This window comes from Pseudomonas sp. 21LCFQ02 (genome assembly GCF_024129895.2).
GTDB lineage: Bacteria > Pseudomonadota > Gammaproteobacteria > Pseudomonadales > Pseudomonadaceae > Aquipseudomonas.
Map to the genome: position 1 here is coordinate 1,046,811 of NZ_CM178749.1, position 14,554 is coordinate 1,061,364.

At 62.3% G+C, this 14,554-nt stretch carries 15 protein-coding genes; 7 read left to right on the forward strand and 8 right to left on the reverse strand.

The window, feature by feature from the left end; all coding sequences use genetic code 11:
• Positions 1–65 precede the first annotated feature (65 nt).
• The 6 genes from NJC40_RS04960 to NJC40_RS04985 all read right to left on the reverse strand — a co-directional run bounded on the left by NJC40_RS04960 (position 66) and on the right by NJC40_RS04985 (position 6,272).
• The gene (locus NJC40_RS04960; RefSeq protein WP_253139910.1) at positions 66–1,310 is read right to left on the reverse strand and encodes a heme biosynthesis protein HemY; all 1,245 of its coding nucleotides are present in this window, start codon (positions 1,308–1,310) and stop codon (positions 66–68) included.
• On the reverse strand, positions 1,307–2,419 hold the full coding sequence (locus tag NJC40_RS04965; RefSeq protein ID WP_253139908.1) for a uroporphyrinogen-III C-methyltransferase: 1,113 nt from the start codon (positions 2,417–2,419) through the stop codon (positions 1,307–1,309). Before NJC40_RS04965 ends, NJC40_RS04960 begins: the two co-directional genes overlap by 4 nt.
• Positions 2,420–2,467: 48 nt before the next feature.
• Positions 2,468–3,247 carry a uroporphyrinogen-III synthase gene (locus tag NJC40_RS04970; protein WP_045484852.1) on the reverse strand — a complete coding sequence of 260 codons (780 nt, stop codon included), beginning with the start codon at positions 3,245–3,247 and terminating at the stop codon, positions 2,468–2,470.
• On the reverse strand, positions 3,247–4,185 hold the full coding sequence (gene hemC / locus NJC40_RS04975; protein ID WP_045484855.1) for a hydroxymethylbilane synthase: 939 nt from the start codon (positions 4,183–4,185) through the stop codon (positions 3,247–3,249). The genes NJC40_RS04970 and hemC overlap by 1 nt, the downstream gene beginning before the upstream one ends.
• Before the next feature lie 258 nt (positions 4,186–4,443).
• A complete protein-coding gene (locus NJC40_RS04980) occupies positions 4,444–5,190 on the reverse strand; it encodes a LytR/AlgR family response regulator transcription factor (protein ID WP_045484858.1) in 747 nt (248 codons plus the stop codon).
• Positions 5,187–6,272 (reverse strand): sensor histidine kinase, encoded by a 1,086-nt coding sequence (locus tag NJC40_RS04985; protein WP_045493990.1) that lies wholly within the window; start codon positions 6,270–6,272, stop codon positions 5,187–5,189. The genes NJC40_RS04980 and NJC40_RS04985 overlap by 4 nt, the downstream gene beginning before the upstream one ends.
• 114 nt (positions 6,273–6,386) lie before the next feature.
• Between NJC40_RS04985 and argH the strand changes: the two genes are divergently transcribed.
• From argH to NJC40_RS05005, 4 genes are all read left to right on the forward strand, one after another.
• A complete protein-coding gene (gene argH / locus NJC40_RS04990; RefSeq protein ID WP_045484861.1) occupies positions 6,387–7,781 on the forward strand; it encodes an argininosuccinate lyase in 1,395 nt (464 codons plus the stop codon).
• An 81-nt stretch (positions 7,782–7,862) separates the two neighbouring features.
• Positions 7,863–8,153, forward strand: a complete 291-nt coding sequence (locus NJC40_RS04995) for a hypothetical protein (RefSeq protein ID WP_253139906.1) — start codon at positions 7,863–7,865, stop codon at positions 8,151–8,153.
• A gap of 104 nt (positions 8,154–8,257) precedes the next feature.
• The gene (locus NJC40_RS05000; protein WP_253114132.1) at positions 8,258–8,506 is read left to right on the forward strand and encodes a TIGR02647 family protein; all 249 of its coding nucleotides are present in this window, start codon (positions 8,258–8,260) and stop codon (positions 8,504–8,506) included.
• A 180-nt stretch (positions 8,507–8,686) separates the two neighbouring features.
• Positions 8,687–11,527 carry a class I adenylate cyclase gene (locus NJC40_RS05005; protein WP_253139904.1) on the forward strand — a complete coding sequence of 947 codons (2,841 nt, stop codon included), beginning with the start codon at positions 8,687–8,689 and terminating at the stop codon, positions 11,525–11,527.
• On the opposite strand, the gene NJC40_RS05010 is transcribed toward NJC40_RS05005, so the two are convergent.
• The gene (locus NJC40_RS05010; RefSeq protein ID WP_045493993.1) at positions 11,518–11,742 is read right to left on the reverse strand and encodes a DUF1289 domain-containing protein; all 225 of its coding nucleotides are present in this window, start codon (positions 11,740–11,742) and stop codon (positions 11,518–11,520) included. The two genes, NJC40_RS05005 and NJC40_RS05010, sit on opposite strands and share 10 nt — an antisense overlap.
• 2 nt (positions 11,743–11,744) lie before the next feature.
• Positions 11,745–12,077 (reverse strand): iron donor protein CyaY, encoded by a 333-nt coding sequence (cyaY, locus tag NJC40_RS05015; RefSeq protein ID WP_045484869.1) that lies wholly within the window; start codon positions 12,075–12,077, stop codon positions 11,745–11,747.
• Positions 12,078–12,313: 236 nt separating this feature from the next.
• Here cyaY and lptM point away from each other — a divergent pair, with 236 nt between their 5' ends.
• The 3 genes from lptM to dapF are packed head-to-tail and all read left to right on the forward strand — an operon-like array spanning position 12,314 to position 14,551.
• A complete protein-coding gene (gene lptM, locus NJC40_RS05020; protein WP_045484871.1) occupies positions 12,314–12,460 on the forward strand; it encodes an LPS translocon maturation chaperone LptM in 147 nt (48 codons plus the stop codon).
• A 9-nt stretch (positions 12,461–12,469) separates the two neighbouring features.
• Positions 12,470–13,717: a diaminopimelate decarboxylase gene (lysA, locus tag NJC40_RS05025; RefSeq protein WP_253139902.1), complete on the forward strand. Its 1,248-nt coding sequence runs from the start codon at positions 12,470–12,472 to the stop codon at positions 13,715–13,717.
• Positions 13,718–13,720: 3 nt separating this feature from the next.
• Positions 13,721–14,551, forward strand: a complete 831-nt coding sequence (dapF, locus tag NJC40_RS05030) for a diaminopimelate epimerase (protein ID WP_045484874.1) — start codon at positions 13,721–13,723, stop codon at positions 14,549–14,551.
• Positions 14,552–14,554: the final 3 nt, after the last annotated feature.

Genomic DNA, 14,554 nt, shown 5'->3' on the forward strand with positions numbered 1-14,554 from the left:
AACTCCGCTGAAAAATGCGGTCAATCGCCGCAGGAGCCCGCCATCGGCCCCTGCATGACGTATTTTCAGGCGCGACTCAACGCGGGCAGCGGCCGGGCCAGCAGGCGCTCATCGAGCATGCCCAGACCTTGCTGGAACAACTGGTTGCTACGCTCGGTTTCACCCAACTGAGCCAACAGCCGCGCCAGTTCAGCGCAGGTCTCCGGATTGGGCTCAAAGCGCAGGCTGCTTTCCAGATAATCCCGCGCCTTGCCCCATAGGCGCCCTTGCAGACAAATGCGCCCCAGGGTCAGCAGCAGGCTGGGATCTTCGGGGTGCTGTTTCAGCCAGCCTTCGGCTGCCTGCAACTGCTTGCCGTTGTCGGCGCCACGCACCAGACCATACAGACGGGCCAGATGGCTGTTGTAGTCGCGCTTGAGCGCGGTGCGCAATACATCTTCGGCCTGAGCCTCGGCATTCAGGCGCCGCAACTGCTCGGCGTAGGCCAACACCAGGGCCGGTTCCTGACGCTGCGCAGAACTGAGCGCCTTCCAGGCCTGGTCCAGCGACGCCAGGCCACTGGCGCTGGCACCGTCGGTTTCACGCCAGGCTGCCAGACTGAGGTTTTCACCCCAGGCACGACGCTCCAGCTCGGCCAGTTCGGCCGCCGGCAGCACTTTGTCTTTGCGCAACTCAGGCATCAGACGCACCAGTTCGGACCAGTCGCCGCGCAGCAGGTACAGACGTTGCAACTGACGCAGCACCTGCGGGTTATGCCGGTGACGCTCCTGCATCGCCTGCAGGGTCACCAGCGCACCATCGGTATCGCCACGGTCCTGCTGCAACTGGGCATGACTCAGGGCCACTGCCAGTTCGGCTTGCGGCTGACGCTGCAGGGCACGCTCGAGCAGGCTGTCGCATTCCTCGTAACGGCCTTGCTCATTGGCGGCGCGGGCAGCCCCGAGGTAATAGAGCAGCGGCTGCGGGTCAGCCTCTGCAGCGCGATGCAGATGACGCTGGGCGCTGGCCCAGCGACCTTCAGCCAGGTCCATCTGGCCCTGTTCGACCGCGATCTGCACCCGGCGGCTGCGGTTGTGTCGCGACCAGGGATTGACCAGCCCGCTGGAGGCGCTGACCAACCCGATCAGCAGACGCGCAACCAGCAGCACCAGCCAGAGCGCCAGCAACAGACCCAAGGCCGCCCAGAGGCTCGATTCGTAACGGAAGTTCTGATAGGAAATCAGTACATAGCCAGCGTGCTCGGCCATGGCGACGCCGATCAGGGCCGCGACCGCAATGGCAATAAACAGCAGGATGTAAAAGCGCTTCATGGGCTGGTCCCCCGCTGCGTTTCAGCCGGCTGTGGCGACATCTGGCGACGCTCCAGGTAAGCCTGTACCGCGCTGAGGCTTTGCGCCAGGTCCGGGGTCAGCACCGACACCGGCTGGCCGGCCAGGGCCGCCAGACGCTCGGCGATGACCTTGCTCTGCGGGTTGTCTTTGTTGAAGTTGGTATCCAGCACGCTGCGCGCCTCGCCAATCGACTTGGCGTAGACCTGCGGCTCGCCATTGAGCGCAGCCCACTGCGCCTGCTCCAACGCCAGGGTCAGGGCCAGACGCACCTGCGCCAGGCTCTGCCCGGCGAGCAGCGGGCGAATGTCCTTGTCGGCATTGAAGTCGATGCGGATGTAGTGGGAAATCTGCTTCCACCAGCGGCTCCAGTAGCTGTCTTCGCTCTGGCTGGAGGTCAGGCCGAACAGCGACTCGCCCTTGTCCTGGTACTCCGGCGCCAGCGCGTTGAGCTGCAAGGCCTGCTCACGCAGCGCCGACAGTTGCAGGAACAGGCCGGTACGGTCAGGTTGCTCGACACTGCGCAGCGCCGTCATGCTCCGCGCCAGCTGCTCGCGGGCAGCGAAAGCCCCCGGATCATCCTGCTCACGCAGGATTTCGTCGGCACCCTGGACCAGCGCGCGGGCACTGTTGATGTCCTGCAACGCCGACAGACGCAGGCTGGCCAGACGCAGCAGATGCTCGGCCTCAGCCAGACGCCAGTCTTTGCGGCTGGCACCGAGTACGGTTTCCAGGCGCTGGCTCAGGCGTTGCTGGTCACCCTGCAACTGCGCCACCAAGCGGCGGTTGTCTTCAAGCTGGGCGGCCGGCGGAAACTGCGCCAGACGCGCGTTCAGTTGCTGGTCAGTACGCGCCAGAGCCAGGGTCTGCTCGGCGATATCCTGCACCTGACTGCGCTGCTGCAGATGGCCCGCCTGGAGCATGCGTAATTGCCATACTCCCCAACCGGCTACACCGACACCGGCAATCCCCAGCAACAGGGCCAGAACCGCCAGACCACTGCCTCGGTTACCGCTGCGCTTGGGGGCGGGAGTTGCTGGCGAAGTCTTCGACAACGCTTCTTCGTCTTTGGGCAAGGCTGTTTCGCTCACGTGTCCATCCTTTGCAGTTAGGCGTCGTTTTCCACAACGCTTGATCGATCAGGGCGCCGCCACCGCGGGTTCAGGGGTTGCCTGTACGGCTTGTAACAAGGCCGCAGTACTGGCACCACGGCAATCGACGACAATACGGGCACCGGCATCACGTGCCAGCTCCGCGACCCGGGGGCTCGGTACGAATAACGGCAGACCCGCCAATTCAGGCCAGCAGTCTCCCGCCATCTGCAGCAAATGCTCAAGACCCTGCCCACTGCTGACCACCAGCCCGTTCAAGCGTTCCCCCGCCACGCGCTGTGGCAACGCAGCGACGGGGTAATCGGGCCTGAAGCGGCGGTACAACGGCAGGTAGTCGACCCGCACACCCGACTCGCGCAACCGCTCGGCCATCCACTCGCGTCCGTCTTCACCGCGCATGATTAACACACGACTTCCCGGTATGGCGATGGCCTGATGCAATTGCGGCAAATCGAGCAAGGCTTCGCTGTCGTCACCCTGCACTGGCCAGGTCACATCCAGCAGACCGTAATCAAGCAAGATCTGCCCGGTGCCACGGCCTACGCAAAACCACGGCTGGATGGGCGGCTGCGGCCAGATTTCATCCAGCAGTTCGACGACCAGACGCGCTGCCGGCTTGCTGACCACGATCACCGCCTGGTAGTGCATCAATTCGAAGATCTTTGCGCGCTGCGCGTCATCGAGCACAAGCGGCTCGGTCTCCAGCAGCGGCAGGCTGCTGGAAAAGATCCCTGCTGCGGCCAGCTCATGCGCCACCTGCGCCGATTCTTCGGCAGGCCGGGTCAGCAACAGGCGCCAGGCGCTCATCACTCTGCGGCCTGACCATAAATGGCGTGCAGAATGCGCTCTGCGCCCTGCGCCAGCAGGTCCTCGGCCACCTGCACACCCAACGCCTGGGCCGCGTCCCGGGAGGCACGTGCCTCAGCGCGCAGCAGCACACCGCCAGCCGGCTCGCCGACCAAGCCGCGCAACCACAACTGTTCGCCTTCAAGCACCGCATAACAGGCGATCGGCACCTGGCAGCCGCCGTTGAGGTGACGATTGAGCGCACGCTCAGCACTCACCCGAGCCGCCGTGTCGGCGTGGTGCAGCGGCGCCAGCAACGCATGGATTTGCGCATCGGCGCTGCGGCACTCAATGCCCACCGCGCCCTGGCCGCCGGCAGGCAGGCTGTTTTCGATACTCAGGTTGGCGGTGATACGCGCCTCGAAGCCCAGCCGTATCAAACCGGCAGCGGCGAGGATAATCGCGTCGTACTCACCCGCATCAAGCTTGGCCAGGCGCGTATTGACGTTGCCGCGCAAGAACTGAATCTTCAGGTCAGGACGCAAGGCCAGCAACTGGGCCTGACGGCGCAGGCTTGAAGTGCCCACCACACTGCCCGGCGGCAGCGCATCAAGACTGACAAAATGGTTGGAAACGAACGCATCACGCGGGTCTTCACGCTCACAGATGCAAAACAGGCCCAACCCCTCGGGGAAGTCCATGGGCACGTCTTTCATTGAGTGCACAGCGATATCGGCCTGATTTTCCAGCAGCGCCGTTTCCAGCTCTTTGACGAACAGGCCTTTGCCACCGATTTTCGACAGCGGTGAGTCGAGCAGTTTGTCGCCACGGCTGACCATCGGCACCAAGGTCACGATCAGCCCCGGATGGGCCTGTTCCAAGCGGGCTTTGACATACTCGGCCTGCCACAGGGCCAGTGCGCTTTTGCGGGTAGCGATGCGGATCTCGCGAATGGACATGGATCAATCCGTACAGGGTAAAGACCGCCGATGATAACAGTTCGGCCACGTGCGCTTGGAGTGCTGCCGGTGAACTCCCGGCAGGTCACTGACACGAATCAACGAAAACACCGCCCATACCCGTCCGGGGCCGCGTTTTGGCGAGGCCAGTGACGATAGTCGTCCTGCGCACAGTCTGCTTTGTCGAAAACAGCGTCGAAATGTCCATTTACGCCAGACAGGTACGGACGAGCCGCGAATCGTCCGTCCTGAAGAACGTCAAAGCTGCTGCATCATCTTGCGCACGCCGGCCACATGCCGACGACTGACCACCAGGGCATCGCCGTTGAGACCCTTGAGGTACAACTGAAAATGCCCAAGGGGCGTTCGCTGCAGGCGCTCGATTCGCTCACGGGCCACCAGAGCATTGCGGTGGATGCGCACGAATCGGTCGCCGAACTCGTCCTCAAGCGCCTTGAGCGGCTCATCGAGCAAGACCTCTCCCCCCTCATGGCGCAGGGTGACGTACTTGTGGTCGGCGATGAAATAGATCACCTGCTCCAGGGGAATCAGCTCGATTCCCTTGCGGGTCCGGGCACTGATATGCGTGCGCGGACCGTTGCCACTCTCGGCGGCAGGGCGGGTCATCGCGGCCAGTTGCACGCGATTGGGTCGTTCGGCTTTTTTCAGCGCTTCGGCCAGGTGCTCGGGACGCACCGGCTTGACCAGGTAGCCGACCGCGCTGACCTGAAACGCATCCAGGGCAAATTCACCGTGTGCGGTGCAGAATACAACGGCGGGCGGGGTTTCCCGCTCGCACAGTCTGGCAGCGACCTGCAGGCCATCGAGGCCTGGCATAAGGATGTCGAGCAGCACGATATCGGGCTTGTGGCTTTCAATCAGCGCCAGGGCTTCTTCGCCATTGGCAGCGCTGGGTTCAAGAACCCGGTAGCCTTCGATTTCACCGACCAGGCGGCTCAATCGTTCGCGGGCCAGGGGTTCGTCATCAACGATCAGGACATTCATATTGCTTTGGCTTCCTGCGTGAGTCTCGCACAAGGATAGCGTAGACAGGTGTAGTGACGACCGTCACGGCGCTCCACGCTCAGACTGGCATGAGGACCAAAAAGTGCCGTAATTCGCGCACCTATGTTCAACAAAGCCTGCTGGGTGCCGTTGGACGTCTGCCGCGGGGCAACTTCGTCATAAGGATTGCTGACACACAATATGAACTCTCCCCCTTCGTAATCTGCCTCGACCCTGACCACCCCTCCATCAACACGAGGAGCAATGCCATAGGTCAAAGCGTTTTCCAGCAACGGTTGCAAGGTTAGCTGGGGAATCGGCAAGTCATCCGCGATTGCACTTACCGCCCAATCCAACTGTAGACGCTCGCCAAGACGATATTGTTCGATCGACAAATATCTTCTCGCCAGTTCCAGTTCCTCACCCCAGGTCACCAGCGTGCCCGGCCGGGCCAGGCTGGCACGAAACAGGTCAGACAGATCCAGCACCGCCTGCTCAGCCTTGACCGGGTTGCTCACCACCAGGCTGGCGATACTGTTGAGCGTATTGAACAGAAAGTGCGGCCGGATACGCGCCTGGAGCGCCTCGATCCTGGCCAGAGACTCGGCCTGTTGCTGCTTGCGCCACTGACTCTGTAGATAAAAATAGCGCAACATCAGCGCCGACATGATCAAGGCAATCACCGAATAACGAATATAGCGCTCGACCATGCCCTCCAGGCTGATCCGCCCCGACAACTGACAGACATCGGTGATCACGGTACACAGCAGCGTCAACCCCACCACCATCAGGCACCCCGACAGCCCGGCCAGACCGCTTGGCAAGCGTGCCAGCCAGGGACGCAGGCCGCACAGCAGCGCCGCCGAGAGCAGCACGATCCACTGCACGAACAACGACATCAGGGCCAGCCGCACCCATGGAAAGCCGTCAGGGATCGGCTCGACCAGTATCAGTGCCAGCACCAGCAGCTCGGCCAGCAGTATCAGTACCAGCAGCGTCTGGGGCAGGCACAGTTCGGGTAAAAAAAAGTCCTGTTGCGCAGCGGATTGATCGTTTTCGGTTTTCATAGGGCCCTCACGCATGGCGTCCAGTCTCTGCCCGGCACATGACGGCAGCAAGCGCTGCAAGGATAAAAACACACCATCCTGCTATGATCGACGCACTTCGTAACCAAAAGCAGAGCAACGAGCGAAATCATGAGCACCGACAAGACCAACCAGTCCTGGGGCGGCCGTTTCAGTGAGCCCGTCGACGCGTTCGTCGCGCGATTCACCGCCTCCGTCAACTTTGACCAGCGCCTGTATCGTCATGACATCATGGGTTCTGTCGCCCATGCCACCATGCTGGCCAAGGTCGGCGTATTGAGCGATGCCGAACGCGACACCATCATCGACGGCCTGACGACCATCCAGGGTGAAATCGAGGCTGGCCAGTTCGAATGGCGCGTCGACCTGGAAGACGTGCACATGAACATCGAAGCCCGCCTGACCGACCGCATCGGCATCACCGGTAAAAAGCTGCACACCGGGCGGAGCCGTAACGACCAGGTGGCCACCGACATCCGCCTGTGGCTGCGCGATGAAATCGACCTGATCCTCGGCGAAATCACCCGCCTGCAACAAGGTTTGCTGGAGCAGGCCGAGCGCGAAGCCGACACCATCATGCCCGGCTTCACGCACCTGCAGACCGCTCAGCCAGTGACCTTTGGCCACCATCTGCTGGCCTGGTTCGAGATGCTCAGCCGCGACCATGAGCGCCTGGTCGACTGCCGCAAGCGCACCAATCGCATGCCGCTGGGCAGCGCTGCGCTGGCGGGCACCACCTACCCGATCGACCGTGAGCTGACCTGCCAGTTGCTGGGTTTCGAAGCGGTCAGCGGCAACTCGCTGGACGGCGTGTCGGACCGCGATTTCGCTATCGAATTCTGCGCCGCCGCATCGCTGGCGATGATGCACCTGTCGCGCTTCTCGGAAGAGTTGGTGCTGTGGACCAGCGCCCAGTTCCAGTTCATTGACCTGCCGGATCGTTTCTGCACCGGCAGCTCGATCATGCCGCAGAAGAAAAACCCTGACGTACCTGAGCTGGTGCGCGGCAAGAGCGGCCGCGTGTTCGGCGCCCTGACCGGGCTGCTGACGTTGATGAAAGGCCAGCCACTGGCCTACAACAAGGACAACCAGGAAGACAAGGAACCGCTGTTCGACGCCGCCGACACCCTGCGCGACTCGCTGCGGGCGTTTGCCGACATGATCCCGGCGATCAAGCCGCGTCACGCCATCATGCGCGAAGCCGCGTTGCGCGGGTTCTCCACTGCCACCGACCTAGCCGACTATCTGGTGCGCCGCGGCCTGCCGTTTCGCGACTGCCACGAAATCGTCGGGCATGCCGTGAAGTACGGCGTCGAAACCGGCAAGGATCTGGCTGAAATGAGCCTGGACGAGCTGCGCCAGTTCAGTGACCAGATCGAGCAGGACGTGTTCGCGGTACTGACCCTGGAAGGTTCGGTCAACGCCCGTAACCATATCGGCGGGACCGCACCGGCCCAGGTTCGCGCCGCCGTAGCCCGCGGCCAGGCGCTGCTGGCTGCACGCTGAGCTATCGCCACCCGGTCGCCGTGGGAGCGAAGCTTGCTCCCACGAGCGCCTTCAGCCGCGATGCTTCACAGGAGAACCTCCATGAGCAACACCCCCGAACACGACATCGATGCCGATGACGAAGAGCAGTTCGCCGCTTCGACCCTGATCCAGGCCATCGAAAACCAGCTTGAGTCCGACAATCCGCCGGCCGCCAAGGCGGTGTACAACAAGCTGACCCTGGTGGGTTATGAACGTGACGACATTCTCGAAATGATGGCCCATGTACTGGCCGTCGAGATCGACGCCATGCTTGAAGCCGACCGACCCTTCGACAGCCAGTGGTACGAGACCGCCTTGCGCGCCTTGCCGGAGCTCCCGCCACAAGACTGATAGGCAAAGCTCCAGAACCGGGACTACACTGCCAAGGCCCCCTGCCACGGTCTGTTCGAGGGGCTACGCTTGAAGATACCCACTATAAAAAGTCTGGAGCGCCTATGTCTTATACCCCTGAGCTGGTTGCTGAACTGGAAATCCTTGCCCTGTTCAACCTGGACAACACCCTTGAAGGCCTCAAGATCCATCACGTGGCAGCCCCCAGTGCGATTGCCGCTGCGCAGCGACTCAATGAAAAAGGCCTGACCACCCAGGTCGACGGTGGCTATCTGACCAGCCTGGGACTGGAAGCCGCACGCCACGCCCAGGCCCTGCTGACCATTCTCGACGTTTCCCGCAAGGCAGCCTGATTCGCGGCAGCCATCAGAGCCTGGCGATAAAAAAGCTTGCCGGGCTCTTCACCTGAACCACCCGAAGCGCTATAAAATTGGCGTCATTTTTCAATTACGCCGTTCAAGCCCAGCGCATCAGCCCGTTCGGGGTAACGGCATCAATACTTACAACAAAACCTGAACCGGGTTTGAGTGGCGATGACGCACCCATTTGAAATTCGCCCCGACCTTGATCAGGGCATTGACCGCAAAGTCCTCAGCCAACTCAAAGACCGCTTCCTGAGCCTCAACGAGCGCCGTCTGGCACGCGCCATGGAAGGACTCTCCTCACGCCAGCAAAGCGTCCTGACCCTGCTGCCGCTGCTGTTTCACGTCAATCACCCGCTATTGCCCGGTTATGTATCCGGCAATACGCCAGCCGGTGTGTCGAATTACGAGCCGGCGGCCCCGGTCCTGGCCGAAGCACAACGGCTGACCCGGTCTTTCTCGCACAAGCCACGCCATGGTCATGTGGTGCAGCCAATCCACGGCCTGTTCCTGATGGGCAGCCTGGGGACGCTGGCACAGGCCGAGCAAAGCGATATGGATGTCTGGGTCTGCCACGACAGCGAGCTGGTACCCGACGCCATTGCCGAGCTGCGCAAGAAATGCCAGGCACTGGAAGCCTGGGCCGCCACCCAAGGCGCCGAAGCGCACTTCTTTCTGGTCGACCCGCAACGCTTTCGCGAGGGTGAGCGCGAGACGCAACTGAGCTCAGACGATTGCGGCACCACCCAGCACTACCTGCTGCTCGACGAGTTCTACCGCACCGCCATCTGGCTTGCCGGGCGCATTCCACTGTGGTGGCTGGTGCCAGCCTACGAAGAAGCCCGTTACGAGCAGTATTCACACACCCTGCTGTCCAAGCGCTTCATCCGCGCCGATGAAGTGCTCGATCTGGGCAACATGGCTCACATTCCGGCGGGTGAGTTCGTCGGTGCCGGGCTCTGGCAGTTGTACAAGGGCATCGAGTCACCTTACAAATCGGTGCTCAAGCTCTTGCTGATCGAGGTCTATGCCAGCGAGTACCCGCATGTTCAGTGCCTGAGCCTGCGATACAAGCAAGAGGTGTTCGCCCACCGCCTCGACCCGGACGAGCTCGACCCCTACATCGTGGCGTACCGACGCATCGAAGAGCACCTGCTGGCCCGCAACGAGCCCGAGCGCCTGGAACTGGTGCGGCATAGCCTGTATTTGAAGGTCAACAAAAAGCTGACCGGCCGGCAGCGTAGCAGCGGCTGGCAACGCCAGTTGCTGGAACAACTGACCCGGCAATGGGGTTGGAGTGAACAGCAACTGACCCTGCTCGACAACCGTAACCACTGGAAAGTCCGGCAAGTCAGCCACGAACGTCGCGCGTTGGTCAACGAACTCATTTACAGCTACCGCTTCCTGACCCAGTTTGCCCGTACCCGGCAGGTCGCCAACTCGATCAATACCAGGGACATGAGCGTGCTGGGCCGTCGCCTGTATGCCGCTTTCGAGCGTAAAGCGGGCAAGATCGAGTTCATCAACCCCGGTATCGCTCCGGATCTGGCCGAGGACACCCTGACCCTGATCCACCTGCCCAACCCGCGTGAGCCGGGCAAACACCAGTGGAGCCTGTACAACGGCAATCTCGGCGTGCAGGAGTATGAAAACCATGCGCCGATCAAACGCAGCCGCGAGCTGATCGAGCTGCTGACCTGGTGTCATCGTAACGGCGTCATCGACAGCACAACGCGCCTGGCACTGCATCCCGGCAGCAGCGATCTGAGCGAGATTGAGCTGTTCAACCTGATCGGCGCCTTGCAGCAGAGCATCCCGCTACCGTTGCCGAGCGTCAGCGACGAGCAACTGTTGCAACCCAGCGAGCCTGCGCAAATTCTCTTGTTGGTCAATGTCGGGGTCGACCCACTGCGCCATCACCGCGACCTGAATATCCTGATGACCACTGAGCGTACCGACTCGCTGAGCTATGCCGGGACGCGCGAAAACCTGGTGCTGACCCTCGACCAGGTGACCCTCAATAGCTGGAACGAGACGCTGGTCAGCCGCTATGAGGGGCCGCACGCGCTGCTCGACTGCCTGACCGAATTGCTCGGCAGCCTGCCCGACGGCGCCACGCAGCCGCGCATCCAGGTGCGCTGCTTCTGCCATAACCGCGCACCGGCCATTGCCCAACGAGTCGAGGAAATCATCGATACCGCCCGCTTGTTGCAGGCCCGTCGCCTGAACCACCGCTACCTGTTCCAGGTCCAGCAGCAGTACCACGTTCTGGCCTTGCTGCCCGACCAGACAACCCAGGTGGTGGTCAACAGTGTGGCGGGGCTGTTCACCTATCTGGGCGAAGAACTGCCTTGCTACAGCCCGCTGTATCTGGACCCGCATGCCCTGGACGATCAAGACCTGCCGTTGATCATGCCCTACGGTCAGCCAGAATGCCTGCAGGTGTTCTATCGGGTTATCGACCGTTACGCCGACCTTTATGTGCTCGACGAGCACAACGCACTCTGGCATCAGCGCCTGCCATGGCACGACGAGCAAAGCCTGTTAATGCCCTTGCAGCGTTTCTTCCACTCACTCATTTACCGGCGCGGCGCCTCGCTGCCCCTGGATAATCCGCACGAGCCGGTGTCGCTTGAGGTGCTGTATTACCAGATCCTCCCTTCAGGCAGCGGCCATGCCCGCAGCATCGAACCGCGTCAGGCGCCGACCACAGCGGACAAGCCGTTCTATGACGTGCAGGCGATTATCGAAGAGGCTTCACCGGGGCAGATGAACGTCTCGCTGTACTGCAATAACCGGGAGTTCACCGAACTGGAGCATGGCGACCAGCTGTACGCCGTGGTCGCCCGGCAGATCCTTGCCCAGCGTCAGGAACCGGAGCGCTACCGCTGCTACATCACCGACCTGGACTTGTCAGGGCTGCTCGATGACGGCCACGGCCAGAGCATCCTTTACCTGCGCCACAAGGCGCGGCTGGAAAAGCTGCTGAATGAGGCGATGGATCAGGCCTGAGCCTGCAGCCTGCGCTGCTCGGCGGCATGACGGATCTGCCGGCGCCGCTCGTCATCGGCCGAGCGCCACTCGCGAATGTCTTCCACATGCCGGAAACAGCCCAGGCAGACCTTGTCTTCATCCAGCCGGCAGAGGCTGACGCACGGCGAAGCAACAGCCGGGCTGACGTTGCTGTACAGCGGTTTGGGAGGTCGTGGAGCGGCGCCGGTGGTCATCATCAGATCTCGTCGAATTCCAGTTCGACGCCCGCCTGCTCAAGAGTGATGCGCGGCAGCATTTCGCTCAGCAGTTCATCACTGGTATCACAGACCCAGCGATTTTCTTCCTGGTCGTAGTCGAAGTGATAACCGCCTGAGCGCGCCGCCAGCCACAGCTGACGCAGGGGTTCCTGACGGCTGAAGATCAGTTGCGAGCCATTTTCGAACTTGACGGTCAGCACGCCGGCCGAATTTTCCAGATCAAGGTCCAGATCGCTCTCGTCGAAGATGTCCTCCAGGGCCTGCTGGGTGGCATCGACCAGATCGTGAAAACGCGCTTCGGTCAAACTCATGGGGGAACCTCGCAAAAGTGGTCAGGCATCACATGCCGCGCACGATACGGGCGCAGCCGGGCAAATGCAAAGCCTGGCCGCCTGCTTGTTCGTCAGGCGTCGATAATCCGCCATTTTTCTGGCCCGGCCAGTCATTGCCGCGCTAACCCCGCCAGACGGAAAGCCCGCTGCATAGGCAAGCCGTCAGGTGGCCGGTATACTCGGGCCCAATCAAAGCTTATACAAAGGATTTCGCCATGAAGCGCCTGATCTCTTCGCTTGCTGCGCTCGTCGCGGTTGCCTGTCTTGTCACCGCCTGCGGCCAGAAAGGCCCGCTGTACCTGCCTGACGACACCAAGTCTGCCGACGAACAAGCCAAGTCGCACTCGCACAAGCACAACTAAGGGACCTCAATGGACGCTTTCAACTACCGCGACGGCGAGCTGTTCGCGGAAGGCGTGGCGCTGTCTGCCATCGCCGAACGCTTCGGCACGCCGACCTACGTTTATTCGCGCGCGCACATCGAGGCGCAGTACAACGCCTATGCCGACGCCCTGAACGGCATGCCGCACCTGGTCTGCTTTGCAGTCAAAGCCAACTCCAACCTGGGCGTGCTCAACGTGCTGGCCCGCCTGGGCGCCGGCTTCGACATCGTTTCGCGCGGTGAGCTCGAACGCGTTCTGGCGGCTGGCGGGCGGGCTGACAAGATCGTCTTCTCCGGCGTGGGCAAGAGCCGCGACGACATGCGCCGGGCGCTGGAAGTCGGCGTGCACTGCTTCAACGTCGAGTCCACTGAAGAGCTGGAGCGCCTCCAGCTGGTGGCCGCCGAGCTGGGCGTACGCGCGCCGGTATCGCTGCGGGTCAACCCGGACGTCGACGCGGGCACCCACCCTTACATTTCCACGGGCCTGAAAGAGAACAAGTTCGGCATTGATATTGTTCAGGCCGAAGACGTCTACGTCCGCGCCTCGCAGTTGCCGAACCTGGAAGTGGTCGGCGTCGACTGCCATATCGGCTCGCAGCTGACCACGCTGGAACCGTTCATCGACGCGCTGGACCGCCTGCTGGATCTGGTCGACCGGCTGGGTGATTGCGGTATCCACTTGCGCCATATCGACCTGGGCGGCGGCCTGGGCGTGCGTTATCGCGATGAAGAGCCGCCTCTGGCCCAGGATTATATCCAGGCAGTGCGCAAGCGCCTTGAAGGCCGCGACCTGGGCCTGGTATTCGAGCCGGGCCGTTTCATTGTCGCCAACGCCGGCGCCTTGCTGACCCGTGTCGAGTACCTCAAGCACACCGAGCACAAGGACTTTGCCATTGTCGATGCGGCAATGAACGACTTGATCCGCCCGGCCCTGTATCAGGCCTGGATGGACGTTTCGGCGGTGCAGCCGCGTGACAGCGCGACCCGCCTTTACGACATCGTCGGCCCGATCTGCGAAACCGGCGACTTCCTGGCCAAAGACCGCGAGCTGGCCCTGGCTGAAGGCGACCTGCTGGCCGTACGCTCGGCGGGCGCCTATGGTTTTGTCATGAGCTCGAACTACAACACCCGTGGCCGCGCCGCCGAGGTGCTGGTCGATGGCAATCAGGCCCATGAAGTGCGCCGCCGCGAAACCCTGACCGAGTTGTTCGCCGGCGAAAGCCTGCTGCCGGAGTAATCCATGCTGCTGCGTTTTACCAAAATGCACGGGCTGGGCAATGACTTCATGGTTCTGGACCTGGTCAGTCAGCACGCGCACATCCAGCCCAAGCACGCCAAACAATGGGGTGACCGGCATACCGGCATCGGCTTCGATCAACTGCTGATCGTCGAGGCACCGAGCAACCCGGACGTGGACTTTCGTTACCGGATCTTCAACTCCGATGGTTCCGAGGTCGAGCAGTGCGGCAACGGTGCGCGCTGCTTCGCGCGCTTCGTGCTGGACAAGCGCCTGACCGCCAAACGCAGGATCCGCGTCGAGACCAAGAGCGGGGTCATCGAGCTGGACGTCCGCAATGACGGCCAGATCAGCGTCGACATGGGCCCGCCACGGCTGGTTCCCGAGCAGATCCCGTTCCAGGCGCCGCAACAGGCCAGCAGTTATGATCTGCAGGTCGACGGCCAGACCGTGCAACTGGCGGCCATATCGATGGGCAACCCGCACGCGGTACTTCGCGTTGAAGACATCAACAAGGCCCCGGTGCATGAGCTGGGGCCGAAGATCGAACACCACCCGCGCTTCCCGGCCAGGGTCAATGTTGGTTTCCTGCATGTCGTAGACCGCCAGCGCGCGCAGTTGCGCGTCTGGGAGCGTGGCGCCGGGGAAACCCAGGCCTGCGGTACCGGTGCCTGTGCAGCCGCCGTCGCAGCCATCAGTCAGGGCTGGATGGATTCGCCGGTCATGATTGACCTGCCCGGTGGCCGCCTGAGCATCGAATGGGCCGGGCCGGGCCAACCGGTGTTGATGACCGGGCCGGCGGTACGGGTCTACGAGGGTCAGGTTCGTCTATGAGTG

Bases quoted from the DNA above. Each gene is read 5' to 3' on its own strand.
- NJC40_RS04980 (WP_045484858.1), bottom strand. From the start codon at position 5,190: ATGAATGTCCTGATCGTTGATGACGAACCCCTGGCCCGCGAACGATTG.
- dapF (WP_045484874.1), top strand. From the start codon at position 13,721: ATGCTGCTGCGTTTTACCAAAATGCACGGGCTGGGCAATGACTTCATG.
- NJC40_RS05010 (WP_045493993.1), bottom strand. From the start codon at position 11,742: ATGACCACCGGCGCCGCTCCACGACCTCCCAAACCGCTGTACAGCAAC.
- NJC40_RS04995 (WP_253139906.1), top strand. From the start codon at position 7,863: ATGAGCAACACCCCCGAACACGACATCGATGCCGATGACGAAGAGCAG.
- cyaY (WP_045484869.1), bottom strand. From the start codon at position 12,077: ATGAGTTTGACCGAAGCGCGTTTTCACGATCTGGTCGATGCCACCCAG.
- NJC40_RS04960 (WP_253139910.1), bottom strand. From the start codon at position 1,310: ATGAAGCGCTTTTACATCCTGCTGTTTATTGCCATTGCGGTCGCGGCC.
- NJC40_RS04970 (WP_045484852.1), bottom strand. From the start codon at position 3,247: ATGAGCGCCTGGCGCCTGTTGCTGACCCGGCCTGCCGAAGAATCGGCG.
- lysA (WP_253139902.1), top strand. From the start codon at position 12,470: ATGGACGCTTTCAACTACCGCGACGGCGAGCTGTTCGCGGAAGGCGTG.
- argH (WP_045484861.1), top strand. From the start codon at position 6,387: ATGAGCACCGACAAGACCAACCAGTCCTGGGGCGGCCGTTTCAGTGAG.
- NJC40_RS05000 (WP_253114132.1), top strand. From the start codon at position 8,258: ATGTCTTATACCCCTGAGCTGGTTGCTGAACTGGAAATCCTTGCCCTG.
- NJC40_RS04985 (WP_045493990.1), bottom strand. From the start codon at position 6,272: ATGCGTGAGGGCCCTATGAAAACCGAAAACGATCAATCCGCTGCGCAA.
- hemC (WP_045484855.1), bottom strand. From the start codon at position 4,185: ATGTCCATTCGCGAGATCCGCATCGCTACCCGCAAAAGCGCACTGGCC.
- NJC40_RS05005 (WP_253139904.1), top strand. From the start codon at position 8,687: ATGACGCACCCATTTGAAATTCGCCCCGACCTTGATCAGGGCATTGAC.
- lptM (WP_045484871.1), top strand. From the start codon at position 12,314: ATGAAGCGCCTGATCTCTTCGCTTGCTGCGCTCGTCGCGGTTGCCTGT.